Source organism: Prevotella sp. oral taxon 376, from assembly GCF_003043945.1.
GTDB lineage: Bacteria > Bacteroidota > Bacteroidia > Bacteroidales > Bacteroidaceae > Prevotella.
In genome coordinates this window covers 1,321,136-1,347,500 of sequence record NZ_PYXG01000001.1, presented here as the reverse complement: position 1 = coordinate 1,347,500, position 26,365 = coordinate 1,321,136, and the positions used below count along the sequence as shown (strand labels likewise).

Here is a 26,365-nt window from a genome sequence, read left to right as displayed (position 1 = left end):
GGATTTAGGGATTGGGCCGGGCTCGCGCCCGGACGACTCTCTGTACCGGCCATTGTAACACGTGTGTAGCCCCGGACGTAAGGGCCGTGCTGATTTGACGTCATCCCCACCTTCCTCACACCTTGCGGCGGCAGTGTCCGAAGAGTGCCCGGCATGACCCGATGGCAACTACGGAGAGGGGTTGCGCTCGTTATGGCACTTGAGCCGACACCTCACGGCACGAGCTGACGACAACCATGCAGCACCTTCACTGAGACCCCGAAGGGAAGCGCCGTCTCCGGCGCCGTCCTCAGCAATTCAAGCCCGGGTAAGGTTCCTCGCGTATCATCGAATTAAACCACATGTTCCTCCGCTTGTGCGGGCCCCCGTCAATTCCTTTGAGTTTCACCGTTGCCGGCGTACTCCCCAGGTGGGATGCTTAACGCTTTCGCTTGGCCGAAGGCACCAAGTGCCAACGGCGGGCATCCATCGTTTACAGCGCGGACTACCAGGGTATCTAATCCTGTTCGATACCCGCGCCTTCGAGCATAAGCGTCAGTTGCGCTCCCGCCGGCTGCCTTCGCAATCGGGGTTCCTCGTCATATCTAAGCATTTCACCGCTACACGACGAATTCCGCCGGCGTTGCGCGCACTCAAGCCCCCCAGTTCGCGCTGCAGGCCGGGCGTTGGGCGCCCGGGTTTCACAACACGCTTAAGGGGCGGCCTGCGCTCCCTTTAAACCCAATAAATCCGGATAACGCCAGGACCTTCCGTATTACCGCGGCTGCTGGCACGGAATTAGCCGGTCCTTATTCGCGCGGTACCTGCAAAGGGGAACACGTTCCCCAATTTATCCCCGCGCAAAAGCAGTTTACAACCCATAGGGCCGTCATCCTGCACGCTACTTGGCTGGTTCAGGCTTCCGCCCATTGACCAATATTCCTCACTGCTGCCTCCCGTAGGAGTCTGGTCCGTGTCTCAGTACCAGTGTGGGGGACCTTCCTCTCAGAACCCCTACCGATCGAAGCCCTGGTGGGCCGTTACCCCGCCAGCAAGCTAATCGGACGCATCCCCATCGACCGGCCGGAAAAATACCTTTCATCCTCATCGGAGGACCTCAGAGGACTACATGGGGGATTAGGCCGCCTTTCGACGGGTTATACCCCGGCCGGGGGCAGGTTGGATACGCGTTACTCACCCATTCGCCGGTCGCCATCATCGGTTGCAAGCAACCGACATGATGCCCCTCGACTTGCATGTGTTAAGCCTGTAGCTAGCGTTCATCCTGAGCCAGGATCAAACTCTCCATTGTAAAAAATCATGTGGCGGCGCCAAATTCCCAAAAAAGGAAACGGCGCGCGCCGATCCGGTCAGAACGGCTATCCGGAATCCGTGGAATCTTCCCAATACCAATCAAGGAAAAGGGAAAAACGGACTCTTCCTGAAAAATGACAGGCAAAAACCAAACCGGGCAACGAGCGCCGGGAAGGAGAATGCCTGGACTTCCTGTACTACCTGTCTCTCTATGTAAGAATGCCAAAGAACGAAAAATATCAAGCTAACGACCCGCAAAATGGGCGAAAGCGAGTGCAAAGGTAAATAGATTTTTTATATCCTCCAAATATTCCGAGAAATATTTTTTATTTTTCTATGATTTCCTCTCTTCTCTTGACTAATATCAAGTCAAGAGAATCTTTACACATTATTATATATATATATCCTAAATTGCTTAATCAGTACTATCTGTGCTATGTGATGTGATACGATGTGATGCCTGCCGACGAGTTTGCCTAGTCGTTTAAATGACAAGTCAAACAGGTAAGTAACGGTTAAAAGACATGTATCACATTAGGAAATATTACCGACTTTTGATAGTCAAATATTAAAAATACAGGCTCCGTATAATTTTTACAGAGCAAATCTTTGCAAATTGAAGATTTTTTTAGTATTATTGCGAATGTTTACCACATATTAGAGTATGCCTATGGAAAGAATTTTAATTTGATACAAACTTTTGGGGATGCATGCAGATAGGCAAAAAATAAGAGTTTTCATTATTATGTGTTAATCTGAATTGAATACCTATATTCTCTTGACATACCCAGTATGTATTCATGTAAGTCATACCTCATCAATACACGATCTAAAAAAATATGAAAAAAAACAATCGTAGGGTATAATTGGGCCAAATCCATTGATAGCCCCGACAATCAATCTGTACTGAGAAATGGCATTATGTTTTTGGGAGGGGCAGACTATGTATTCGGACCATCTATACTAATACCAGATTTATTTGATACTTTACAATTAAAACAATAAAGCTATGAATCCTTATCATCTTATATTTATACTATTGACATCTTGCGTCTGCATAAGTTGTAGACCTGTTGAAGATGAAAATAATCATAATAATATTACTTTTTATAATGGTACTGGGACAGCTTTGTATATTGCTCAAGATACTAAATATCCAGATACTACTATAACAGACTTGGGGGTGCTTAATCAGCCTAAGATTTACAAAGTAGAGGCTTATAGTTTTAACTACGAAGCACTTTCCTTACACCCACATGACACATATGAAATGACTTTTAAAGGTTATAAAGGGAATAAAATAATTCCGAGCGACACATTAATGGTATTTGTGTTTGATGCAGAGAAACTTGAGAAAAGAGACTCTCATGTCAAGTATTCCCTCTTGGTCAGATATGATTTAAGCCTGAAAGACCTGCAAAAAAATAATTGGACTTTGACTTATCCGCCTACCGAAAGTATGAAGACAATTAAAATGTGGCCAAAGATTCGGTAAAAATTGTTTACAAAGCGCTGTTTCACGAGAGATCCTTTACCTGTAGAGATAATGGTAGAAACAAAGGTGGTAACTTGTGTTGATAGATTTAGAACAATACTGAGGAGGGTGTGTAAAAGTAAACTGAAACACCCTCCTTTTTGCATATATTCAAATTGCAAGGCTATTTTTATAATTTTCTTGCAACATCCTCTCTAAATCCGAAGCCTTGTAGAGTATCTTCCCTGCAAACTGCGTATAGGGAATAACCTTCCTGTCCCGATGATAGTCCTGCAAGGTGCGGGGGCTAATATACAGTCGCTCGCCCACATCCTTGCTTGTGAGGGAGTCTTAAAGCTTAATAGGCATAATATAGATTGGCAATCTGCTTTCAAATAAATATGATGAACATAATTAGTATAAAAGAAATAAGTCTTGTTTTGATACTATTGTTTTCTACTGTATCTGTCAAAGGACAAGTCAATATTCAGGATTCAATCTTCTACGATTCTACTCATTCTAGGATTTTTGAACTCAAACGGGAGATAAAAAATGAAGATACTTTATATAAAAATCTATCCCCCAGGTTCAAGAAAAGGCGGAATAGCGTGAATGAATTGTGAGTCAGTCAGTTCTGATTTTTAAGCCATTTGTCCGAAAACCGTCAAAAGACAGGCTTATGCCTACTTCGGACAGAGCAGCGTTACCAAAACATTACCACCTTCTTTGCATGTAAGGATTGGGAAAAGCGGTAACGAACAGTGCAAAATCCGATTTGAACTTCGGGGATTACCTCCTGCAAAGGTACTTCGATGAAAGGAAACAGGCAAATAATTTGCGGACTGTTTCTTTACCATTGAACGACAATGTTTTGCATAGCAACAAATAACCTGACAATGAATAGTTTTGTAAACCGTAAAAAGTCAGAGTTATGCGTAGTACGTTTAAGGTTCTGTTCTACCTCAAAAAGAACGCCCCCAAGAAGAACGGTTCCGTTCCCGTGATGTGTCGTATCACCATTGACGGTACGATAGCCCAGTTCTGTTGCAAATGCGACATCCATCCCGACTTGTGGGACATCAAGAGCAACCGTGCTTCGGGCAAAAGTACCGTGGCGTTGGAAACCAATCGTTTCTTAGACAAGATACGTGTCGGTATCAATGCCAAATACAAGGAGATAGCCGAAAGAGACAACTATGTCACTGCCGAGAAAGTGAAGAATGCTTTCTTGGGCTTGGAAATGAGGCACGAAACCTTGCTGAAAGTCTTTGCCCTGCACAATGAGGACTTTTTCAAACAGGTCAATGCAGGCTTGCGATGCCCATCCACCTACCACAAGTATTGCACGGTCTATAAGCATCTGGAGGAGTTCATCAAGAACCGCTACCGTGTTAGCGACATTGCTTTGAAAGAACTCACTCCGGCTTTTATTACCGACTTCGACATCTTCCTGCGCACCGAAAAGCAATGCTGTAACAACACGGTATGGATTTACATGATGCCCCTGCGCCGTATGATTACCATTGCCCAGAACCACGGATGGATAGTCCGTGACCCGTTCGTGGATTACAGCATATCCGCCGAGAGTACAGACAGGGACTATCTGACCAAGGATGAAATCCGCAGGCTGTTGGATTTGAAATTCAGGCGTAAATCAATGGAGCTGGTTCGGGATTTGTACGTCTTCTGCTGTTTTACCGGCTTGTCCTTTACCGATATGAAGAACCTGACCAAAGGTAACCTTCAGACTTCCTTTGACGGTAAACTCTGGATTATGACCAAGCGACAAAAGACAGGTGTGGAGTCCAATATCATGCTTTTGGATATTCCGAAGCAGATTATCGAGAAGTACGATGGCATGGCGAAGGAGGATTACCTCCTGCCCGTTCCGCAGTATATGACCGCCTGCAAGAACATCAAGAAAATCATCGGACTCTGCGGTATCGAAAAAGAGATTACGTGGCATACCAGCCGCCATACTATGGCGACGGAAATCTGCCTGACCAACGGCGTTCCCATCGAAACCCTCTCCAAGATGCTCGGACACACGAATATTCGCACCACGCAGATTTACGCCAAAATCACCCATGAAAAGGAAAGTCGGGACATGGTGGCACTCTCCGACAAACTGAGTAAGATAGAGCAGTTCAATGGTATCACTATATAATAAGGAGGAGGAACGATGAAAAGAGAAATCATAACCATTGGAGAGAACGGAAAAGTATATATCCCGACAGCTCCCGTTTGGATGTCGGCTTGTGAAATAGCCGATTTGTTCGGCGTATTCTCCGGTAAGATAAACAGCCACATCAAGTCTATCTTCAAAGAGGGCTTACTCAGAGAAGATGAGGTGATGAGAACCTTATCTTTCAAGGACGGTGCGGTAGATTTATATAATATTGAAATGATAACGATGCTATCGTTTCGATTTGCCTCTCCACAAATCAAGAATTTCCGTCAATGGATAATCGGAAGACTGACCGAAAAGAAGAGAACAAGTCCTCCATTACTTGTGTGTTATGGCAAAGGTGGATGGTACAACTGAATATGAGAACAGGCAGTAAGAAGCATTTTTCTTACTGCCTGTTTCTCTGTCAAGGCTTCTCAAACCGAGGGCGATAATTCTCCTGCAACAGTTTTTCCACATCTTCTTCCCGGTAGAGTACCTTTCCGCCTAACTTGACAAAGGAGATTCTCCCCATATTACGATAATCCTGTAACGTGCGCCGGTTGATATGCAACAGGCGGGATAATTCATCATCCGTTAGATAGCGATGCCCGTTAAGCAGAGGTCTGTTCTTTTTCCGCAGGACATCTATCCCCTTTATCATACGGTCGCTCGCGTTGAGAAAGTGCGCAATCTCTTCATTGTTCTTGGTCTTTACATCGTTGTCCATATTTTACATCGGATTTAGTGGTGATATTATCTATTGGTCATAAAGCAGAGGATTGTTCGAGCAGTTTCCCGACATCCTCCAGCTTGTAGAACATCTTATACCCTATTTGCGTATAGGGCAGCATCCGGTTGCTGCGGTAAGTTTGCAGGGTACGCAAACTGATGTTCAGGATTTGGCAGACATCCTGATTGTCCAGCCACCTGCCCATACGCTTTTCGTCACACTCCCGACACAGGGCATCGACTTTGGCGGTCAAAATGCGAAAACGTTCCATCATGGCTTCATACGCTTTCTTCTCGATTGTTATTACTTCCATATTCTTGTCCGTTTTAATGTTACACTTTGTGCAAATGTACTTACGGAGTAAGTATTCAAAACCAACATTTCCTTTACTGCGTACTTGTGGCTTCAATATGGATGCTTTTGTCGTATGACTTTTGGAAGCAGACAGAAAAATCTCTATTCAGTACATATTTAGCATACAATCCGGACGGTTTTAACTCCCGAACTTTGCAGCATAATCAAATTCAAAGCGTCATGGATGTCATAACAATCGAAAGCAAAGCCTACCACGAACTGATGGGCAAAATAGAGAAAATCCTCCGGTATGTGGAGAAAGAGGAAAAGGCAAAGATAGAGTATGAGAACCGCCTTGTTACCAATGATGAGTTAGCCGAGATTCTCGGCATCAGCAAGCGTACCCTTCAGCGTATGCGCAGTGCGGACAGAATCAGTTACAAGATGATCTACGGACGTTGCTACTATGACCTGCACGACATCGAGGAGGCGATACGAAACAAGAGCCTGTACTGCAATCCTCAGAACCTGAAAGAGCTACGGCATAACTTCGAACTTAAAAGCAGGAAGATAAAGGATGGAACTATTGGATAGAGAGACTTTCCTTGAATGGATGGAACGCATCATGAAGCGTTTCGATGACTTGAAACAGACGGCTCCCGACATCCCCCAACGTCCGATGATAGACGGAGAACCGCTGCTGGATAATCAAGAGGTGTGCATGATGCTTCAAGTGAGCAAGCGTACCTTGCAACGTTACCGAGATTCGGGAACACTTCCTTACCACATCGTCTATCACAAGACGTGGTATTTGGAGTCGGAGATAACCGCCTTTATGGAGCACCATTTCACCGAGAATAAGAAACGGAGGAGAAAAAACAGAACATAAAAGACAATCCTTTCTTCATTTACAGAAATAATGACTAACTTTGCAAATTGGGATATTTTATTCAAATATTTCACTATGAAGTTAATGGATTATTTCAATTATATTGAAGAGCGTTTATCCTTTCTTGCATTTAGGATTGTAAATAGAGGAACTCTTAATTTGAATGATATTAATATTCATTCAGAGAGCTTTTTTATGCACTTGCTGAATTGTATATATGACTGGAATTTATATAACGCAAATGCAGAAAGGAATAATATGCCAGGAATAGACTTGATATACAATACAGAAGCTATTATTATTCAAGTTTCATCAACTTTGACAAAAGAGAAAATACAAAATTCACTAAATAAAATACCAATTGCAAAGTTCAATGGTTATAATTTTAAATTTCTTTCTTTGGCACGAGAAGTAGATAAACTTACAAAAAAATATTTCTCCGTACCTAAAGGCATAGAATTCAACCCCAATAAGGATATCATTGATCTCAAAACTCTTCTTGTCTATATAAAAGATCTTCCTATAGAAAAAATAGAAGCGATTTATAATCTTGTAAAAAAAGAACTCTCTTTTGATACGGAAGAGCAAAAGAGAGAAACTGGCATTGCATATGTGATAAACGAATTAGCGAAAGAAGAATTTAAAGAAGTGAATTTTGACACCTCTGAATTTGACATTGAAAAGAAAATAATAAAAAACAACTTGTCTGTATTTAAAGATATTATTGCTCAATATAGTGTATATTATACTACTATTCAAAAGGTTTATGATGAATATGACAAAATAGGGAAAAATAAAAGTATGGCTGTTTTACATACTATAAATAAGGAGTACTTGAGCAATAAGGAAAAATTCAATGGTGATTCATTGTATAATGAAATAGCCAAAAATATCAAGAAAAAATTATCCCTTAGTTCAAATCTAGAACAATTTAATGAAAATGATCTAGAATTATATGTGGATATTGTCTTAGTCGATTCATTTATAAGATGCAAAATATTCGAAAAACCTTGATTGTTATGTTAATGCCTGATAATATTAGACCTAAAAATAGTATATACTATAATGGTGCCTTGGTTTTAAAAGTTTTACAAGAAACAAAGGAACAAGAACTTTTGGAATTGTATCAAGCAGTTTTAGAAGAGGTTAAAATGTCTTTTTCTGTTTATATTCTTTGTCTTGATTGGTTATATCTTATAAATGTCGCAAAACTTAAAAAGGAGAAAGTAATACTATGTTCATAAAATTTCTTAGGATATTTAATGATAATGGTGAAATTCGAAATATAGAGTTTCATCCAGGTCTTAACTTAATCGTAGACAACACTCCAAGTTCAAGCACAGAAACAGGAAATAATGTTGGGAAAACAACAGTTTTACGGCTAATAGATTTCTGTCTAGGAAAAAATGCAAAAGTTATTTATACAGATCCTGCTAACACAAAAGACGAGCATAAAGAAGTTAAAGATTTTTTGTTTGATACTAATGTTATAATTGAGTTGGCATTAACAAATGATTTTACAAAAGAAGATGTAGTTATTAGGCGTAATTTCAAGAAAAGGTCAGAAGCTATACGTGAAATAAATGGTATTCAATGCAGAGAAGATGATTTTGAAAAAGAATTAGAATCTGCAATTTTGGGTATTCGCACAGAAAAGCCTTCATTTCGTCAGATTATATCTCACAATATAAGGTATAGCGATCAGAGTATCAATAATGTTTTAAAAACACTAAACCCATATACATCTGATGCAGAGTATGAAACTTTATATCTATTTATGTTTGGTTGTCAATATGAAGAAGGCGAAGTTAGACAAGAAAAAATCGAGAAGTTAAAGTCTGAAGTAAATTTCAAATTAAAATTAGAAAAAGCACATGATAAAAGTACATACAAGTCTTTACTAGGACTAGTTGATGCAAAGATAAATGAGCTTAACGCTAATAAATCTTCTTTGAACATAAATCCAAATTTTGAGTCTGATTTAGAGAAACTGAATAAAGTAAAATATGATATAAATTCATTAACATCAAAACTTAATATTCTCAATATCAGAAAAGAAATGATTATAGAAGCTCAAGAAGCTGCTATAAATCTCAAATCGGAAATCGACTTGGAACAGCTAGCACTTATCTATAAACAAGCAAAAGCATTAATTCCAACATTACAAAAGACATTCAATGACTTAGTGACTTATCACAACCAGATGGTTGAAAATAAGATTATTTTTATAACTAGTGAATTACCTACATTAGAGGCGGATATAAAAGATTTGCGAAGAAGATTAAAAGAATTACTTGAGAAAGAAGATTCCTTAACGAAAAAAGTTGTGAAGTCAGACACATATGATGATTTAGAAACTATCATTAATGAATTGAATGAGAAATTCCAACAGAAGGGCGAATATGAAGATATTATTAGTCAAATAGAAATGGTGGAAAATTCAATATCTGAGATACAAGCAGATTTAAGAAGAATTGATGAAAATCAATTTTCTGAATCTTTCAAAGATGGAGTTCAAAAAAAAATAGATAAATTCAATCTGTTTTTCTCATCAATATCTAAGCGTCTATATAATGAGGAGTATGCTATTAAAGTCGAACAAATTCCATACAAAAAAACAAATAGTTATATCTATAAATTTTCATCCTTTAATGCAAATTTAAGTTCAGGAAAGAAAATGGGTGAAATTTCATGCTTTGATATTGCCTATACAATGTTTGCAGATGATATGAATATTCCATGTGTTCATTTTCTTCTTAATGATAAAAAAGAGTTGATGAGCGATAATCAGCTAATTGATATTGCAAAGGTTGTAGAAGAAGAAAATATACAGTTTGTTGCGTCTATTCTAAAAGATAAATTACCAGAACAATTACAAGATAATTCTTTATTCATTATTGAACTATCACAGGAAAGTAAATTGTTTAAAATAGAGAATTAAATCATTTGACATCAGAGTGTAAGATAAAGGCGTAATATTATTTATTTCATCACACCTTTATCATTCTTTATAGTCTTTTTGGTCTAGGAACAAAGGCCTTGCTTGCCAATAACGGCACACCGTCCGTAAGGGGCTGTGTATCTCTGATACTCTGCCCCACGTTTTTGGGCTGTCTGCCGGTTTGAGCCGAGAGCGTGCAGACGGAGGGTGCGTTAGTGGCAGGCTCAATCGGACGGGACTGCCCTAAGACATCCTCCTCCTTTCCTTTCTGCTCTTCTAACCCCAATTCTGTTTAAGAAACGCTCTTTCATGAGTTTCTTAAACCGCACACGCATCCTTTCGGCCTTGACCTAAAACCGAAGTATAATTGTTTCACGCAAATTATAGGTTAGAATAACGTGAGCTGTTTTACATCCTGCTTTTCTTCCCTCTCAAACTCGATATTGATGGAAGGTTTGGTGTCGTAGAAAGCATACGCAGCTATACCAGCTAAAAGGTTAACGATGAAATTAGAGATACTTCTATGGCGCGTGTGAACTATCTGTGCAACGTTCTTCAACATATCATTGATAGTTTCTATGATACTTCTCTTGCGAAGCATGATTTTATCATGCACATCCATTAATCTGTTCTTCATATTAGTTCGTATTCCAGTTACGATGTGCACACCTCTATCAAAGAGTGAAGCAAAAAGTGATTGAGAAATATAACCTTTATCAGCATATAATTTTCCAAATAAATCTTTCGTCAAATCGTTGAATACTTTTGGGTTACGGTCGTCTACGTTGGCTCGGGTTAGAGCAAAATTGAGTAGTTCTCCTCGTTCATTACACAAAAGATGAAGTTTGAAGCCATAGTACCATCCCATTGTACTTTTCCCCTTTTGAGCGTACCCTTTGAATACGCGATTACGGGATTGTCTCTTATTTTCGCACACTGGAATACGTGTAGAATCGATAAAGGTTATTCCTGTACACTCTCCCATTAATCCCAGTTTGAGAAAGAGCAATAGAGGTATTGCAATACGAGGCATACGCTCAACAAAGCGTGTATAAGAGAGCAGGGCGGGAAACTCTTTTTTTAGCTCTCGGCAAACATAAAAGAGATAGAAATGTTTGAAATTCCGAAATGTATTGCTGTGGAACAAAATAAGAATTGTGATCATTTCAGCATCACTCATTCGCCCTTTTCTCTTGCGATGTTTTGGACTATCGGCAGAGGGGTTTGAGAGAGAAAGAGAGGTTTTGTTCAATTCTAAATTATATTCTTTGCAAAAATCATCTGCAATACAATAGATTTCCGTAACTTTGCTGACAAGTTTCATGAGGATTGTTATTTTGTTATATGATTGATTTTCAACAGTAAATATACAAAAAACAATCCTCTTTTTAGGCTTTTATTAAAACTTTTTTTGAGGAAAAGAAGAACTGCTTATCCCGAATTGGGGTTTCTACATTCTCTTCTCCCTGCTCAATCGGTTTTAGGGAAAGCTGGATTTTTCGGTCAAGGGCGGCAAGTTCCGTTTTGAGGTCTTTAAGTTGCTCTTCCTTCTTCCAAGAGCCGTTCACGACCTCTTGCAAAACAGAAATATCCTTGGCTATCTTTTCCGTGTCAGCCTGATACTTTTCAATCAAGCCGGGTATCTTTTCCAAAGCGTTCAGGAAGTTCATGCAGGCGAGTTGCGGGTCTGCCGCAATCCTGCCGTTGTTGTAGCTGTACTTCATTCCGCTTTCTCCCATCACGAAGAATTTGTTCTGTGAAAGGTCAAACAGATCTTTGGAGGAGGATTCTGTCTTGACCACGAGATTAAATCCGTAGAGCATTCCGATATTGAAATACTCTCCCCGTGTGCAGGCTTTCTCGTTGATTTCCGCGAGTTTGGCAGCAATGCGTTTCGGGTCGCTTCCTTCCACCCCTTTGAGCGTTATCGGATTGAGAATATTGCCCTCCTTATCCTTCTGTACACGGCTTTGGTACAAGTCCCAGTCGCTTTGGAAACGGGCAATCAGCTCCTTGTTGCCGTCCACCGTCCGCACGACTTCGTCCAATCGGCTTCGGGAGGATGATTTACTGCGTATGAACGCCTGCCGTTCGCTGTCCAAGCCGGCAATCTTCTTTTCCAACTTTTCCTTTTCCAGCAAGTCGGTATTCCCCGAGAGGATGGCTACATATTCGGAGAAATTCATTCCCGACTTCTCGTCCATACTTCCCTCATCAATGGTACGGCTACCCATACGGTTGTTTTTAAGCTGTTCGATGAAGAGTTGCTTGTTGTGCAACAGATTGAATTTATAGCTATCGAGCGACTTCTCCACGGCGTAGATGATGACATCCACCTTATTGTCCGCATGAAATTTGGCGACCTCGTTCCCCTTACGCACGGCTCTCCCGTCCCTCTGCTCCAAGTCGGAAGGACGATCGGGTAGGTCAAGGGCATTACTGCCCTCTTCCCCCCTAAGAACCGTACTTGAGAGTTTCCCCTCATACGGCTCAAGCTTTTCTAAATCCCTATTCTTATATAGAGACCGGCTCATATTACTTCTTGTTGTTGTCATTGGATTTGCGGGATAATTTGAAACATTCGTCATGAACCAATAGGTTGCATTTTCGTCCGTTTTGGACGGTAGGCATCACATTCCATGCCTTGTGCGTGTTTATCGGCTCACCACATATTGGACATTTTCTACCCTGCTTTTCCCATAGGTGAAGCAAAGACTTACGCCCTTTCAGTGAAACAAGCATTTTCGACTTCATTCTTTGGTTGAAGTATAAACGACAGTCCACGTCAAACGGATTCATATCTCCTTTTATCTGCGTATATTGCAGAAAGGGGAACGAGGAAGTCAAAGTCAACAGTGCTAGTTGGTCTTCCTTTCCATTTGATTTCTTGAACTTGGCTGCAAAAGTCCAACTGTTACCTCGGATATTATGCCAATAGCGGTCTTTAATCCATCGCTTTCCTTTCTTGGAGTGGCGACGTTTAGCCCATTGCCATAGGGAGAGGAATATCTGATGGTCAATTCTGTGAAAGGAATCACGCGTTGCGCCATGCTGATAGTATGCTCCCCATCCTCGGATTTTAGCATTCAACATTCTGATTAAGGACTCCTGCCTGCAACCCTTGTTGCCTTTTATCACCTTACGAATATTCTCCATAAAGCGTTTTTCGGCTTTCTTGGTCGGCTTGGTCAATATTTCATTACCGTATTTGCGGATGTTGAAACCGAGAAAATCGAACCCGTCACGGACATTGGTTATCACAGTCTTTTCTTCTGATAAGGTTAAACCTCTTTCAGCCATGAATTCGGCAACCAATGGTTTGATTTCGTTCTCAAGCGTTTCCCTGTTCTCGCAGGTGATGATAAAATCATCGGCATAGCGTACCAAATTCACCATGGGGGAATAATGTTTCCCTTTTATGGTTCTTCTTTTATACCTCTCTGCGAGAACTTTCTGCAATCCATCCAATGCCATATTGGCAAGCGTCGGGGAGATTATACCTCCTTGTGGTGTACCCTCCTCCGTCGGGAACATCTGTTTGTTGAAGATATAGCCGCATTTCAACCATTTGCGGAGCATCGCCTTGTCCATAGGGATGTTGGCGAGTAGCCATTCGTGGCTGATATGGTCGAAGCATCCTTTGATGTCACCCTCCAAAATCCATTCGGGAGAATAGCCTTTTCGGAGAATATTATGGCATTGCATTACAGCGTCCATACAGCGGCGTTCCTTGCGGAACCCGTATGAACGAGTATCGGCTGTAGTTTCGGACACTGGTTCCAATGCCATGAGGTAGAGTGCTTGCATGGCTCTGTCTTTCATTGTCGGTATTCCCAATGGGCGCAGTTTGCCATTGCTCTTTTTGATGTGAACTCTTCTCAGGGGCTTCGGCTGATAGCCTCTGCGTCTGAGGTCGTTTATTGCTTGCATTTTTGTTTCGGGTTTATCCCATGTCTCCATGTCAACCCCAGGGGTGTTGCCACCTCCGTTAGAAGTTACTCTCTTTACGGCTAAGGCTTTTGCGTAAAAAGAGTGGGTCAGCGTCCACTGTAAGGCTTTCACCTTATTGTGTCTGCCGTCCTTTTGAGCCTTTACAATACGTGCTTGTAGCTTTCTGACAGCCAACTCTGCCTTGGTCCAGTCTATGCTGTCCCAAAGTGTCAGCTGATTGTCAGCAGGTGCACACGATGTTTTGTTTTCGTTCATTTGCATTCCTTCTTTTGAAAGTTCTAAAAGTTAATTGTAAAGAATTACCATTAGACAACAGTCGGGTATCTTGCCTCCCGAATATTGTCACAGAAGTCTGCCCACTTTCGTGTCGGGTGATGTCGCCCAAATCAACTCGTGATGTCGGCTCAATCCGTATCCGTTCCATTACAGAACGGCATTCGCTTTTTCTGTTATCTTATACCTGCACACCGTTCAGCTTCCATTGCTGTCAGCTTACCTGCCACTTTGACATGACAGGAGATATACAGGCTTACCATGTTCCACATAGATAACTAACGGATAGGTTAGGTTCTGTCTCATCCTCCGGCGGTGCTTATATCCGTGTAATCCTACCATGGAGAGGATTAACTGACCGCTTCCCTTTTGGGAAGAGTGTACCAGTATCTTACACTCATTTACGACATTACGAAGTTTACTAACAGTTCGCTTACGCTAACCATACTATCCAGCCTCGCCACTCTGCGGTATGATACTAACCGCACTTGACTTTCCCTCACGGTTCTGTCTTGTCCTTTCGGAAAGTGTACTTTGTCCCAACCGCTTAATACAACATTAAGGTGCATTGGTCGGTAGGCTACCGCTGACGGAACAGCGGGTTAAAGCTGATACTCGTAAGTATCATTCTAACAATTATCTATGCGACTTCATGTCGCACCCACGGTGTGTCCAGATGATGGATGGCAACGGCACGTTTCTGGGCATTCACGCCTGTGCCGAGCATAGAAGTGGAACCGAACAATACACGGATTGAACCTTCATTCATACCTGCAATGAGCGTCTTTCGTGCCTTGTCGGTCTTGGCTTCCTGAATGAAGCGTATCTCCTGAGCAGGAATGCCGTGATCTTCCACCAACTTTCGTTTGATTTCGCTGTAAGGATTCCATTCACCGGGCTTATAAGTACCGAGGTCGCTGAACACAAACTGCGTTCCTTTCTGCTCATTGAACTTCCGGTAGTACTCCGCAATCTTGGCGGCACAGTGGGAAGCCTTGTTGTCCACATGATCTCCGTACCTGTTCGGGTCAATGAGCCTCAGATCCAAGCTCATCTTCCTCGCCATATCGGTGGCAATGAGCATCTTGGCTTTTTCCTCCCGTTCGGAGAGTTTGGGACGTCCCAGCAGTTCCGCGTTGCCCGTCTTGGCAAATTCCACCAGTTTGGCGATGAATTCCTCCTGTTCGGGAGTGGGCGGTATGTTGTGCATAATCTCATTCTTTTCCGGTCGGTCTATGCCGATGTCCTGCGCCGTCCTATAATCAGTGATTTGAGCGTAGAACGCCGCCAACTCCGGTACTTTGATGAAATAGCGGAAACGCTCCTTCTGCACGATTTCATTGGTGACGGAGAACTCATAGTCCACCGATTTCTTGGCGAAGATGGCAGCCCACGCATCAAAGGTCTTGATGTTCTGGGCTTCGAGAGCTTGGGGACGCAGGTACTTGAACAGCAGATACAACTCCGTGAGGGAGTTCGATATGGTCGTACCCGAAAGGAAGGTTGCTCCCAAGTCTTTTCCCGTCCTTTCCTGAATGGTACGAATTGCAAAGAGCATATTCAAAGCACGCTGGCTTCCTTCGCTGTTACCCAGTCCGGCCACTCTGTCGTGACGGGTGTTGAACATCAGGTTCTTGAACGTATGCGACTCGTCCACGAAAAGGTGGTCGATGCCCATTGTCTTGAAATCTACCGCGTCGTCCTTTCGGCTCTCTATCTTGAACTTGATTTCATCCAGCTTCGCCTGCAAGTTCATCTGTCGCTTGACAAGTCCTTTCTCCATCGCACGGGAGATGCTGCGTCCCTGCTGACGCAGAACTTCCAAGTTCTCTTCCACGCTGTCCAGCTCGTCCTGAAGGATTTTCTGCTGTATCTCGTCCGACTGCGGTATCATGCCGAACTGGTCGTGCGTGAGGACAATGCAATCCCAGTTGTTGTTCTTGATGTCGTGGAAAATCCGCTGTCGTTTGTCGGGCGTGAAGTCGTTCTTACCCGGATAGAGCAGCTTGGCATTCGGGTAAGCCGTTTGGAAAGTCTGTGCTATCTCCTGCACGTTGGCTTTAAGAGCGAGTATCATCGGCTTGTTCGCCAAGCCGAGCCGCTTCATCTCATAAGCAGCGGTGCACATGATAAGCGTCTTTCCGGCTCCCACCTGATGGTCGCAGATCCCTCCTCCATTGAGTTTGAGCATCCACACGGCATCTTTCTGACTATCATACAGGCTTTCGATGCCCAAACCTTTCAGGTTGAGGTCGGGAAATGTCTGGTGCGAGCCGTCGTATTGGGGACGGACAAAGCAATTAAAGGTGTCATTGTAGAGTTTCTCCAACCGCTGCTTGAACTCATCGCTCTGCTCGTTCAGCCAATCGGTGAATCCGTTTCGTATCTCGTCGATTTTAGCATTCGCCATCTGTATGGCTTCGGTGTCCCGTATCTTGACCTCCTTGTCGCCAACCATGATTTTCTTGGTGATGTCGGGCGTTGTATTCAGCAGGGCGTGTTTCATCAGGGCAATGCCGTCGTAGCGACGATGCTGTCCCCGCACACAGAACCTGTCCCAGATATTGGCATTGTGCAACCGTGCTTCCACGGAATACTCGTCCGCACTTGAATTGTAGCGTATCGTCACCTCCGTGTCGAAGAGGTGCGAGACATAGTCGGAGTATAGGTTTACGGGAATCCATCGCTCCCCGAAATTGAAATCCAAATCCCCGAAAGGAATCGGTTCGGGGATGGCATCTTTCAGTGCCTGCAAGGAGGCTTGCGCCCTTGTGTCTTCCGGATGCTCCAAGAGATAGAGTTCGATACGTTCCGATGCGGCAACCACATTGCCCGATATGAACTTCTCGGCGATTTCATACTCTCCCTCCAAGGGATTGTAGTAAATCCTGCCGTGCAATTCGGAGAGCATCTCTTCCTCGGAGGTGTCGGGGAGCAAAGAGAGCATATACTCGGTGTCCACCGCTCCGAACTTATTGAGTGACGCCGAGAGAGCCTCTTGGGCATTGCTCACCTCTGTCACTTCGTGCAGGCTGAACGAAACGGGTTGATGGAAAATGTCGGCTTTGAGCGTCTCTTTATCCACCTTCCGCTCCAAGAAGAGAATTTCCCTGCCACCGGCATCCATCAGGATCTGCTCGTGGTTTTTACGGTCGTTCAGATGCCCGTACAGCCGCACGAAACGGTCGTACAGTTCATTGAGATTCTGTCGCAAGGATTCATTCGCCACCTTGCGTTCCGCTTCATAGTCATAGAGAGCGTGGTAGGCGTCACGCAGATCTATGTAGAGCAACATCTTCTGCCGCTCTTGGGATGGGAGGTCTATGGGCAGAAATAGGCGGTTGTCCTCCATATCACGGACAAGCGTGCCCACTTGAAAGTCCGAGCCAAGCAAAGAACCCTCTCTGAGGTGTTCGTGCCATAAACCCTCATAGGGACGTGGCAGCATCCCTTTCTCCTTGTCCTGCTGCCACCATAGTTCGTTCTTGTCTTTCAGTCCGTGTGCCGTCTCGCCGCTTTGGGAAACCTCGGGAAATAGGGAAGGTGAAGCGACAAGCTTCTGTTTTGCGGCAGTTTTACGTTTGGGCTTTTCTTCCGGGATAACATTGCCGAAAAGGTCGAGCAGTTGTACCTGCGGTGTGACACTGCTTCGGGATTGCTCCGTCGGCTGTTCCTCTCTCGGTTGCCCCACCTCTTGGTGTGGTTGCTCCTCTGTCGAAGCGACAGGCGTAAGCGTTGCTTCTTGCTGCTTGACTTCGGGAGGAACGGAAACTTTGGGCTGCTCCTGAATGGAGATATGCTTTTGGTACAATGCCATATCCAAGCGTTTGGCTAAATCCGCCCGCAGGATTTTTCCCATATCGGTGGCGATGCCTTCTGCTCCGCCCTCGTGATGGAACAGAATGGCAGGCTTGCCGTAAGGGTCGGTGTCCTGCTTCCACTCGGTATGCACGATTTGCGACATGCTTCGCAGATAGGTGTTGAACAGTACTCCGCTGGGGCGTTTCTCGCTCTTGATGAAACGCTGCTCTTCTTCGGTCAGTTCCTTTTTCCCACTCTGCTTTTGCAGGACGATAAGGTCACTGCCCACTTCCGTCCCTGCATTTTCCGAGAAGAGATTGTTGGGCAGACGGACTGCCGAAACAAGGCGGGTATGGTTCATCAGCCACTCCCGTACCGGTTCATTCGTCGGGGCGTTCATAACGCCTTGCGAGGTAATGAATGCCAACACACCGCCTTCGCGGAGCATATCCACCCCCTTGACGAAAAAGTAATTGTGCAGGGACATGCGGGCGACCTTTCGGGCAGGTTCGTCCGTCTTGCTGAAAACAGGGTCGAAGACGGCCACATCTCCGAAAGGAATGTTGCTGCTGACCACATCGAAATAGCCTCCGAACTTGGATTCGATTTCCTCGAAGCCTCGGATGCGTATATTGTCTTCGGGATGCAGAGCGGAGAGCATCTGTCCTGTAAGGATGTCTTTTTCGAAACCGAAAGTCGTATGCCCTTCGGCTGCAATGCCGTCAAAAGAGCGGATGAACTCGCCCATTCCCGCTGAAGGGTCAAGGATGCGTTGGGGGACGATGCCTGCCTCCCGTAAGGAAGCGGCAATCTCCCGTACTACGGATGCAGGTGTATAGAAAGCGGTCATCACGGAATTTTTCAGGCTCTGCATATAGCTCTTGTATTGCGACTCGGAAGCAGTGTTATCCCGAATGGTGCGATGCAGTTCCATCACCAAGGGGAATAGCTCCAACTCCGACTTGTTCCATCGGGCGATGTCCTCCATCGTGTTGGCGGGAGAGAGGATACACTTCAAAGCCCCGAAGCCCGTATAAGCCCGCAACACCTCCATTTCCTCCTCCGTTGCCGTGCGTTGTTCCCGATGCAGGGCAAAGACCGTCTTGATGGCTTCTATGTTCGCCCTTAGATGCTCCTTCTTGTTATAACTTGCCATCTTCTTCGAGTTTTAGTTGAACAAAACCCGTAATCTCCGTATAGAGGGAGTTGTATTCGGGCATATAGGCGAACTCGTCCGAAATAGGATACTTGGCGAAGATGCTTTCTAAGAGCGGGCGCAGGCGGATAGCGGTCTCCCTGACAGCTTCAAGCGGCACTTCAGCAGAGAACTCATTCCAAAGAACAGAAGAGATGGTATCGTGGCGGGAAAAGTGCAGACCCGCATAGAGCGTCTTATTGGCAATGCCGATACATTCGGCTATGGGAAGACCGGTATCGAAGGCTTCGGCATAGACTTCGGAAGCGGCTGCCGCACGCTCTTTGACGAAGGGAATGTCATCGGCTTTTTCGGGATGGCTTTCCCGAAGAAAAGAGAGCAGGGAAAGCTCGTAGTATGAAAAATGAATGGCTGTCATTTTGAATGATTTTAGTGAGGTATATAATACAAAGGCACTCGACGTCCCCGCCGAGTGCCACCACTAAAATCCGCAGTAAAAACAACAGGATTGTTTATGACCGCATCATTCAGTGGCAAAATTAGCAAATTACGGGGATTTACCTTCGGGATTTGCCCGGTTTTTTACGCTCGGGGAAGATGAAGACCGTCTTGAACTCTCCGTCCAAGGAGAGAGAAGCCTCGAAGCTCTTGCCCGTTTTGGAGGTAAAGCCCTTGATGATGCCAGTCTCTCCGTTTACCGCCAACTGCGTCAGTTGCTCGTCCGTGAGGCTCTTGCCTGCCACGCTGCGGAAAAGCGTCAGCCCACAATCGGCATCAGAGCATTTGGCACATCGGGGATAGAAGACCAGTGAGCCTTTGCCGCATTTGGGGCAATGGATGTCGCTCTGTTTTTTGGGGAAGAGGATTTTGGAGGAGAGCAGTTCGTCGGTAATCTGTGTGGCGTAGTTTTCGATGTCCTTGCGAAACTCTTGCTCTTTCAACTCTCCCCGTTCGATTCTCGCCAAGTCCGCTTCCCACTGTCCGGTCATCTCGGCATTACCGATTTTCATTTCCCTAACGATGGAATAGACAGCAAGTCCTTTCTCAGTAGGGACGAGCGACTTCTTTTGGCGCACCATGTACTCGCGTGCAAAGAGGGTTTCGATGACGGCGGCACGGGTAGCGGGCGTGCCGATACCACAATCCTTGAGCTGCGCACGCAATTCTTCGTCCTCCAACTCTTTGCCCGCCGTCTCCATCGCTGCCAACAGCGAACTTTCCGTGTGCAGGGGCTTGGGCTTGGTCGTTCCCTGTGCCAAGGAACAAGCGCAGAGCGGAAGTTGCTTACCTTCCTCCCATTGGGGGATGATGATGCCTTCTCCGTTTTCACGGCTTTCCCGTTCTTCGGCTTCCAGCTGTTCCTTGTCTTTCTTCTTGCTGTTTTTGAGAATGGCACGCCAACCCTCTTCCTTGATGATTTCACCTTTGAGGATAAACTTCACATCCTCGCAGGCGGCAGTAACCGTACTGACATCCTTCACGCATCGGGCGGAGAAGGCTTCGAGCATACGTCCGACTATCATATCGTAGATGACTACTTCCTCTCCGAATATGTCTATCGGCTTCTTGCCCGTAATGAGCAGGGCGTGGTGGTCGGTCACTTTCTTGCCGTCCACCGAATGCGCATTAAGTTCGGTCAGTCGGCGGGCATGGACACCCCAGACGGGATGGTCGTGTAAAAAGGCTATCAGGGCAGGTATTTCGGCAAAGACATCTTCGGGAATATATCGGCTGCCCGTGCGAGGATAGGTGATGTATGCCTTCTCATAGAGTTTCTGAGCCAAGGAAAGGGTTTGTTCCGCCGAATAGCCGAACCGGCTGTTCGCCTCTTTCTGCAAGGTGGTCAAATCATACAGAAGCGGTGGCTCCTGCTTGGTCTCCTTGCGCACAATCGTTTCTACAGTGGCATAAGGAGCCTGTTTGAGTTTCTCGTACAGGGCGGTGGCTTCCGTCGTCTTATCGAACCAGCGGTCGGCAGAGGAGAAACGGAAGCTCTCATCACCTTCCTTTACGGAAAGGCTGAGTTGCCAGAATGGCTGTGGCTCGAACTTCTTGTTCTCCAAGAAACGGGAGCAGACCATACAGAGGGTCGGAGTCTGCACCCTGCCCAAGGAGTAAGTGCCTCGCCCTGCCGCAATGGATATGGCTTGGGTGGCATTGATGCCCACCAGCCAGTCGGCTTCGCTGCGGGCGCGGGCGGCATAATAGAGATTGTCATACGCCGCTCCGCTTTGCAGATGGGCAAGCCCCTCTTTGATCGCTTTGTCCGTAAGCGAGCTGATCCATAGACGGTCGAAGGGTTTGGCAATGCCGAGATACTCGTAGATGAACCTGAAGATCAACTCACCCTCACGTCCTGCATCGGTGGCGACGATAATGCCCTCGCACGCTCGGAAGAGTTTTTCAATGACTTTTAATTGGGCGACTGCCGCAGCATCGGCTTTATAGCCTTTCCCTTCCTTGATTTGACGGGGAATAAGGGTAAAGACGGGAGGGAGAATCGGCAGGTTCTCCTTGCGGAAACCCTTGATGCCATAGGCTTCGGGCATGGCTGCCGTTATCAGGTGTCCCAATGCCCACGTGACGGCATAGCCGCCTCCTTCGATATAACCCTCTTTCCTGTTGGTTGCCCGAACGACACGGGCGATTTCACGAGCGACGCTCGGTTTTTCTGCTATAATGACTTTCATTTGTTCTTACTTTTTGGATATTAGTGGTGGCGGATTACATTTTCATTCCCTTGGAACGCTTCTTCTCTTCTTCCTTCTGCTCTTGCTGGGCGGTAGGCTCTGTCTGTCCCTGCTTGAGCGGCTCCTTCACATGCTTGGTAGCTTCGTTGGTCTTGCCTTCGGAATTGACGGCGACCTGCGTGCGGGAAGCATTGTCGGGAGTTACCTCTTTGGCTTGGGACTTGTCGGGATTCCATTTGAGGAAGTCGAACTTGTTCTTCTCAAAGTTCGGACGCACATAGGCATTGAAAGGCTCTCCTTTCTTGTCGATAAGCCCGGTCATATAGACCGTCTGGCCAGCTTTGAGCTTCGCTTGCTCTTCGAAAGAGATGTCGCGTCCCAGCATCTTCTTGGGGACACGCAGTTCTTTCTGCTCTGACTGTTCCTGTCCTTCGGGAGCTTGTCTTTGGCGTTGTCCTTGCTTGGGAGAGCCGAAACGAAATTCAATAGACCGCTTGTCGGCATTGAATTGGAGGTTGGCATTGAAATGCTTGCCCGTTTTGGAGGTCATGCCCTCCACATAGATGCTTCTGCCTTCCGAGAGTTCCTTTTTCTGCTCATCGCTAAGCTTCACGCCCTTGATTTCATCGGGGATGCGTACCCGGTCAGCACTCAGGGCGATGATGTCGTTCGTCAAGCGGTCAATGCTTACGAAACTGCGGGTCGGCTCATCTTTGCCGGGGAAGGTCAGCTCCACGGTACGACCGAGGTTGCCCGTTTCTCTGAGGGCTTTCTTGTCCTCGTCGGTGAAGGTATGCCCGAAGAACTCACGCTCCAATTGCGGCTCCTTGCGGATGGCATGGACGACGGGGATAAACGTACCGTCTCCGGAGGCTTTCAGAGAAAGACGGGCATCGGTGTAGAGGGAGACTTCGCCGATTTTAATGCTGATGGGAACAAGCGGAGTCTTGCGGTATTGAAGCAGGTCATCAAGATGCTTGCCTTTTTCCAGACTCTCACGGCTTACGCCCATCTGCTCGAACTGCTCCCATCTCACCTTGTCGGGGTCAATGCCTTGGAAGGACTGTTTCTGCTCTCCTGCATAGTCCGCAGGATTGACACGGGCAGAGTCCAGCATCTCCTTATTGGAGGGGACATCCGGTGCTTTGAGCATCTCCGAGAGTACGCGTGCACTGGCAACGGCACTCTCAAAGGGAACTTTGAAGAAGTTCAGCGGTGTGGGGTTCTTGAACTGCCGCATGAAGTTGGAAAGAAAGTCCTCCAGCGCATTGCCGTGCTTGTCGAACTTCAGGAAGCTCTGTTCATGCTCGGCGGTGGGCGGAACGGTTTTCAGATCGCCTTTCTCGTCTGTTCCTGTGACGGCTTTGAGGTTTTCGCCCTTCTGATCCTTGACCAAAAGGACTTCTTGGTCTTTGATTTTTTCGTCCATATTATAATGTATTTAATGGCACCAACAGCGGTGCACGGACAAAAGTAAACCAAAGAAACCGTGTATGTTAGAGGTTTGAGATAACTGCGTACTTGTGGCTTCGATATGGATGGAAGTGGCATTACAAAAAAGAAAATACCGAACGGGACATGTGCGTGAACATGTTCGTTCGGTAGGAAATCGTTTTTAATGTAACACGAATTGTATTTGTTTGTGAATGAGATGATGCTGTACCACACGAGTGCTCTATAAATGCATACCACGAGTGGGGTATAAGCACACCCTGTTTATGGGGTATGAAAGCGGTTTCGCACAAGATGAAGCAACCGATAAATTCGTCGAACTCACATTAATGTAAAATGCTGTTATCTACGACTTATGTGGGTTCAAATGCCGATTCCCCTGCGATAATCCATAGGCGTGACGCCGTACGTCTTCTTGAAGGCACTATAGAAATTGGGCGTATGCTCGAAACCGCAACGATCGGCGATGTCCTCAATCGTAAGTCCGGGTTTGGTTTCCAGCAGGTTTCGTGCCTTCTGCATCTTTATCTTCAGCATGTATGAGGCGGGGGAGTCGCCTGTAATGGCAACGAGTTTACGGTGCAGCTGTCGTGGGCTCATGCAGAGTTTCTCTGCCAGCGTGTTCACCTCCAAGTGCTGTTTGTCCAAGAGCTGATAGATGAAATCCACCGCCTTGGCAAGGAAGCGTCGCTCTGCATCCGTGAGTTTCTGCTCCTTGTCCGTATCAGTACTATTGCTGAACTTGTCACGCAGAAGGCGATGACGGTCGAGCAGCTTCTCCACCCTTGTGCGCAGCTCGTCGGCGTTGAACGGCTTGGCAATATAGGCGTCGGCCCCTGCCTCCAATCCCCTGATACGTTCTTCCTCCGTGATCTTCGCCGTAACGACGATGATAGGGATATGGTTGATTATTTCGTTTCCCCGTACTTGCCGGCACACTTCCAGACCGTCCATGCCGGGCATCATCAGATCGGTGATGATGAGGTCGGGCACCAGGTCGAGCGCCTTCTCCATTCCTTCCTTACCGTTGGAAGCATAGGAAACGTCATAGCGGTCGGCAAAGAGCGAACCGATATAGGCGGCAATGTCGCGATTATCCTCAATGACAAGCAGACGGCACCGGCCGTCCTCACTCTCACTATCGGCAGGCGTTGCCTCGTTTTCGGGCAGGAGCGGGGTGCTGTCAATCATTTCATGGGCCACCTTTCGCTTGCTGTCATTGTGAATCGGCACATGGATATGGAATGTCGTGCCTTTTCCTACCGTGCTCTCTACCGTGATGGAGCCTTCCACTGCGTCGATAATCTGCTTGACGAGTGCCAGCCCCACACCCGTACCGATGTTTCGCGCATCGGTCTCTGCCTGATAGAAAGGTTCGAAGACATGAGACAGTGTCTCCTTGTCCATTCCCTCGCCCGTATCGGCTACATCCAAGAAAAGGCAATTGCTTTCGCGCCATACCGACACGCTTACCTTTCCATATTCAGGCGTGAACTTGAAGGCATTCGAGAGCAGGTTGTTCATTACCTTGCTCACATAGTCGGGTACGAAGTCCATCTCCACCGCCTCTTTGGCAAGGAAGTGCAGGTCTATGTTACAGCTGCGGGCATAGTCACGGTAGGTCTCTATAATCATGGTGAGATGAGCCGTAATGTTGCCGTTGCACCAATCGGGATTGCCCACGGAAGATTTGATTTTCGAGATGTCCAGAAGCTGGTTGATGAGCGTGAGCAGACCCTTACCCTGCCGTTCGATAGTCCGAGCGCTTTCCCTGACCGCTTCCGTTTCGGCATCTTGCAGGTCGTGACTCAGTCCGAGTATCACGGTGAGCGGTGTACGGAATTCGTGGGTGATGTTGGTAAAGAAGTTTTCTCGCAAGGCCGACAGTCTTTTCAATGCCAGGTGGCTGCGGCGGCGCAATCGGTTGGTATAAAGTACGATTGCCAATACTCCTGACAAGGCGAGCAACACAGCTCCCAGAATAGCAAAGCCGACATAGCGCGTCGCCCGTTCCTGTTCCAGCTTGTGCCGTGCCTCGTTCATCTCCCTCGCCTGCCGGTTGCGCTCGATGTTCAGGCTCGTGTTCTGGATGCGGTTCACCTTTTCCATGTTCAGCACACTGTCTTGCAGGACGGTAGCCTGCTCGTAGGAGGACAAGGCCGTACGGTAGTCGCCCGTCCGTTTATAGTGCTTGTAATATAAGGTATGGATTTCCGTCAGATGCTCCGGCGACTTGATGCGTTCGGCTATCGCTTTCGCCTTGCCGAGATATTCCATCTCCTTTGCGTTGTTGCCGGTGGTATGGTAGATGTCCGCAAGGGCAATGAGCGAATTCAGGGCATGCCATTCGTCCTTTGAGGCTTTCATCAGGCGGTAGGCGGTTTCGTATTCCTCGGTTGCCTTGTCGTATTGCCGTGCCTTCTTGTAGAGCGAACCGAAATAAGTGTGGCAGAGCGATATGCCGAGTGTGCTGCCCGCCTCTTGGTTTCGCGCCATAGATTTGCGGTAATACACCCACGCCGAGTCTATCTCTCCGTGATGCTCGAAGATGGAGCCGAGGTTAGCGTAGTTGATGGCTTGCCCCAATGTACTGTGTAATTGCTGCTCGACTTTCAATGCAAGGCGCAACGCACTGTCGGCACGCTCGTAGTTGCCCAGTGTCATGTAGATATTGCCCAGTCCATTGAGTGATATTGCCCGGTTTTTCCTGGCGGTGAATGAGGTGTCGGTGCATTCCTCGCTGAGCGTCCATGCACGGTAATGATATTCCTGCGCCACGTCGAGCACGCCCATCCGCCGGTAGTCGGTGCCGATGTTGTTCAGCGCCTGCACCCACTCAAGCGTATCGCCGATGGCTTCCGCCTGCTGCTGTCCCTTGCTGTGTACGTTCAGGGCTTCCTCGAAGCGGCTCTCGTTGCGCAATGCCTTGCCCCATTCCCGCAGGGCGATGATGCTGCCGAGCCTGTCGCCCTCGCTTTCCAACCGCTTTTGCAGCGAGGCGAGTGAATTGATGCCGTGGGTGGAGCGCACGATGCTGTCCGCCACCTTGCGTTCGTCAGGGGTGAATGACACAGGCTTTCTCCCGCACGAAACGAGTAGAAAACAAACTGAAATAAACGCCGTTAACGCGCTTAAAATCAAACGGAGGTTTTTACCCCACGTTTCACTAAAAGGCTCATAGAGAGGCTGTAAGGAGGCTTTAAGACCGCGTTTGTGGTGCTGCATAAGTATAACATTTTATATTTATTCAT

16 protein-coding genes, 1 rRNA gene and 3 pseudogenes (1 of these 20 only partly in view) are annotated in these 26,365 nt (G+C 46.3%); 8 read left to right on the top strand and 12 right to left on the bottom strand.

Annotated features, from left to right (window positions below; all coding sequences use genetic code 11):
- Positions 1-1,291 (bottom strand): 16S ribosomal RNA (locus tag C7120_RS05820); it reaches 242 nt to the left of the window's first position.
- Between the two features lie 1,011 nt (positions 1,292-2,302).
- Here C7120_RS05820 and C7120_RS05815 point away from each other — a divergent pair.
- Positions 2,303-2,788, top strand: a complete 486-nt coding sequence (locus C7120_RS05815; protein ID WP_146154205.1) for a hypothetical protein — start codon at positions 2,303-2,305, stop codon at positions 2,786-2,788.
- Positions 2,789-2,938: 150 nt separating this feature from the next.
- On the opposite strand, the pseudogene C7120_RS05810 reads toward C7120_RS05815, so the two are convergent.
- Positions 2,939-3,112: pseudogene (locus C7120_RS05810) on the bottom strand (helix-turn-helix domain-containing protein); the annotation flags it as partial.
- A gap of 586 nt (positions 3,113-3,698) precedes the next feature.
- Between C7120_RS05810 and C7120_RS05800 the strand changes: the two are divergent.
- Together C7120_RS05800 and C7120_RS05795 are read left to right on the top strand one after the other, a co-directional pair.
- The gene (locus C7120_RS05800) at positions 3,699-4,934 is read left to right on the top strand and encodes a site-specific integrase (protein ID WP_107620738.1); all 1,236 of its coding nucleotides are present in this window, start codon (positions 3,699-3,701) and stop codon (positions 4,932-4,934) included.
- Between the two features lie 15 nt (positions 4,935-4,949).
- Positions 4,950-5,312, top strand: a complete 363-nt coding sequence (locus tag C7120_RS05795; protein ID WP_107620737.1) for a hypothetical protein — start codon at positions 4,950-4,952, stop codon at positions 5,310-5,312.
- A 49-nt stretch (positions 5,313-5,361) separates the two neighbouring features.
- Here C7120_RS05795 and C7120_RS05790 read toward each other — a convergent pair whose 3' ends face one another.
- Positions 5,362-5,664, bottom strand: a complete 303-nt coding sequence (locus C7120_RS05790) for a helix-turn-helix domain-containing protein (protein WP_004366620.1) — start codon at positions 5,662-5,664, stop codon at positions 5,362-5,364.
- Between the two features lie 37 nt (positions 5,665-5,701).
- Positions 5,702-5,980, bottom strand: a complete 279-nt coding sequence (locus C7120_RS05785; protein WP_107620736.1) for a helix-turn-helix domain-containing protein — start codon at positions 5,978-5,980, stop codon at positions 5,702-5,704.
- Positions 5,981-6,201: 221 nt separating this feature from the next.
- On the opposite strand from C7120_RS05785, the gene C7120_RS05780 reads away from it, so the two are divergent.
- Genes C7120_RS05780 through C7120_RS05760 form a run of 5 tightly spaced genes read left to right on the top strand, consistent with a single transcriptional unit; the run spans position 6,202 to position 9,791 of the window.
- On the top strand, positions 6,202-6,555 hold the full coding sequence (locus C7120_RS05780; RefSeq protein ID WP_107620735.1) for a helix-turn-helix domain-containing protein: 354 nt from the start codon (positions 6,202-6,204) through the stop codon (positions 6,553-6,555).
- A complete protein-coding gene (locus tag C7120_RS05775; RefSeq protein ID WP_107620734.1) occupies positions 6,539-6,850 on the top strand; it encodes a helix-turn-helix domain-containing protein in 312 nt (103 codons plus the stop codon). Before C7120_RS05780 ends, C7120_RS05775 begins: the two co-directional genes overlap by 17 nt.
- 30 nt (positions 6,851-6,880) lie before the next feature.
- Complete coding sequence (locus C7120_RS05770; RefSeq protein ID WP_146154204.1) at positions 6,881-7,864, top strand: ABC-three component system protein; 984 nt, start codon at positions 6,881-6,883, stop codon at positions 7,862-7,864.
- Positions 7,840-8,094: an ABC-three component system middle component 6 gene (locus C7120_RS05765; protein ID WP_233247032.1), complete on the top strand. Its 255-nt coding sequence runs from the start codon at positions 7,840-7,842 to the stop codon at positions 8,092-8,094. Before C7120_RS05770 ends, C7120_RS05765 begins: the two co-directional genes overlap by 25 nt.
- Positions 8,085-9,791, top strand: a complete 1,707-nt coding sequence (locus C7120_RS05760; RefSeq protein WP_107620732.1) for a DUF2326 domain-containing protein — start codon at positions 8,085-8,087, stop codon at positions 9,789-9,791. Before C7120_RS05765 ends, C7120_RS05760 begins: the two co-directional genes overlap by 10 nt.
- Positions 9,792-10,179: 388 nt before the next feature.
- Here C7120_RS05760 and C7120_RS05755 read toward each other — a convergent pair whose 3' ends face one another.
- The 8 genes and pseudogenes from C7120_RS05755 to C7120_RS05710 form a co-directional block, all read right to left on the bottom strand.
- A complete protein-coding gene (locus C7120_RS05755) occupies positions 10,180-11,115 on the bottom strand; it encodes an IS982 family transposase (protein WP_107620731.1) in 936 nt (311 codons plus the stop codon).
- A 124-nt stretch (positions 11,116-11,239) separates the two neighbouring features.
- Positions 11,240-12,223 (bottom strand): annotated as a pseudogene (locus C7120_RS05750) (DNA methylase); the annotation flags it as partial.
- Positions 12,224-12,326: 103 nt separating this feature from the next.
- The gene (ltrA, locus tag C7120_RS05740) at positions 12,327-13,997 is read right to left on the bottom strand and encodes a group II intron reverse transcriptase/maturase (RefSeq protein WP_107620234.1); all 1,671 of its coding nucleotides are present in this window, start codon (positions 13,995-13,997) and stop codon (positions 12,327-12,329) included.
- Between the two features lie 679 nt (positions 13,998-14,676).
- Positions 14,677-18,972, bottom strand: a pseudogene (locus C7120_RS05730) (DNA methylase); the annotation flags it as partial.
- Positions 18,959-19,390 (bottom strand): DUF1896 family protein, encoded by a 432-nt coding sequence (locus C7120_RS05725; protein ID WP_107620730.1) that lies wholly within the window; start codon positions 19,388-19,390, stop codon positions 18,959-18,961. The pseudogene C7120_RS05730 and the gene C7120_RS05725, both read right to left, overlap by 14 nt.
- A gap of 139 nt (positions 19,391-19,529) precedes the next feature.
- Positions 19,530-21,662: a type IA DNA topoisomerase gene (locus C7120_RS05720; RefSeq protein ID WP_107620729.1), complete on the bottom strand. Its 2,133-nt coding sequence runs from the start codon at positions 21,660-21,662 to the stop codon at positions 19,530-19,532.
- A 34-nt stretch (positions 21,663-21,696) separates the two neighbouring features.
- Complete coding sequence (locus C7120_RS05715) at positions 21,697-23,091, bottom strand: DUF3945 domain-containing protein (protein ID WP_107620728.1); 1,395 nt, start codon at positions 23,089-23,091, stop codon at positions 21,697-21,699.
- Between the two features lie 386 nt (positions 23,092-23,477).
- A complete protein-coding gene (locus C7120_RS05710; RefSeq protein ID WP_107620727.1) occupies positions 23,478-26,339 on the bottom strand; it encodes an ATP-binding protein in 2,862 nt (953 codons plus the stop codon).
- Between the last annotated feature and the right edge of the window lie 26 nt (positions 26,340-26,365).

What these genes read in the sequence shown, in the direction of transcription:
- C7120_RS05755 (WP_107620731.1), bottom strand. Translation starts at nt 11,115, where the DNA reads ATGAAACTTGTCAGCAAAGTTACGGAAATCTATTGTATTGCAGATGAT.
- C7120_RS05760 (WP_107620732.1), top strand. Translation starts at nt 8,085, where the DNA reads ATGTTCATAAAATTTCTTAGGATATTTAATGATAATGGTGAAATTCGA.
- C7120_RS05725 (WP_107620730.1), bottom strand. Translation starts at nt 19,390, where the DNA reads ATGACAGCCATTCATTTTTCATACTACGAGCTTTCCCTGCTCTCTTTT.
- C7120_RS05815 (WP_146154205.1), top strand. Translation starts at nt 2,303, where the DNA reads ATGAATCCTTATCATCTTATATTTATACTATTGACATCTTGCGTCTGC.
- C7120_RS05715 (WP_107620728.1), bottom strand. Translation starts at nt 23,091, where the DNA reads ATGGACGAAAAAATCAAAGACCAAGAAGTCCTTTTGGTCAAGGATCAG.
- C7120_RS05795 (WP_107620737.1), top strand. Translation starts at nt 4,950, where the DNA reads ATGAAAAGAGAAATCATAACCATTGGAGAGAACGGAAAAGTATATATC.
- C7120_RS05780 (WP_107620735.1), top strand. Translation starts at nt 6,202, where the DNA reads ATGGATGTCATAACAATCGAAAGCAAAGCCTACCACGAACTGATGGGC.
- C7120_RS05720 (WP_107620729.1), bottom strand. Translation starts at nt 21,662, where the DNA reads ATGAAAGTCATTATAGCAGAAAAACCGAGCGTCGCTCGTGAAATCGCC.
- C7120_RS05785 (WP_107620736.1), bottom strand. Translation starts at nt 5,980, where the DNA reads ATGGAAGTAATAACAATCGAGAAGAAAGCGTATGAAGCCATGATGGAA.
- ltrA (WP_107620234.1), bottom strand. Translation starts at nt 13,997, where the DNA reads ATGAACGAAAACAAAACATCGTGTGCACCTGCTGACAATCAGCTGACA.
- C7120_RS05765 (WP_233247032.1), top strand. Translation starts at nt 7,840, where the DNA reads ATGCAAAATATTCGAAAAACCTTGATTGTTATGTTAATGCCTGATAAT.
- C7120_RS05790 (WP_004366620.1), bottom strand. Translation starts at nt 5,664, where the DNA reads ATGGACAACGATGTAAAGACCAAGAACAATGAAGAGATTGCGCACTTT.
- C7120_RS05770 (WP_146154204.1), top strand. Translation starts at nt 6,881, where the DNA reads ATGACTAACTTTGCAAATTGGGATATTTTATTCAAATATTTCACTATG.
- C7120_RS05710 (WP_107620727.1), bottom strand. Translation starts at nt 26,339, where the DNA reads ATGCAGCACCACAAACGCGGTCTTAAAGCCTCCTTACAGCCTCTCTAT.
- C7120_RS05800 (WP_107620738.1), top strand. Translation starts at nt 3,699, where the DNA reads ATGCGTAGTACGTTTAAGGTTCTGTTCTACCTCAAAAAGAACGCCCCC.
- C7120_RS05775 (WP_107620734.1), top strand. Translation starts at nt 6,539, where the DNA reads ATGGAACTATTGGATAGAGAGACTTTCCTTGAATGGATGGAACGCATC.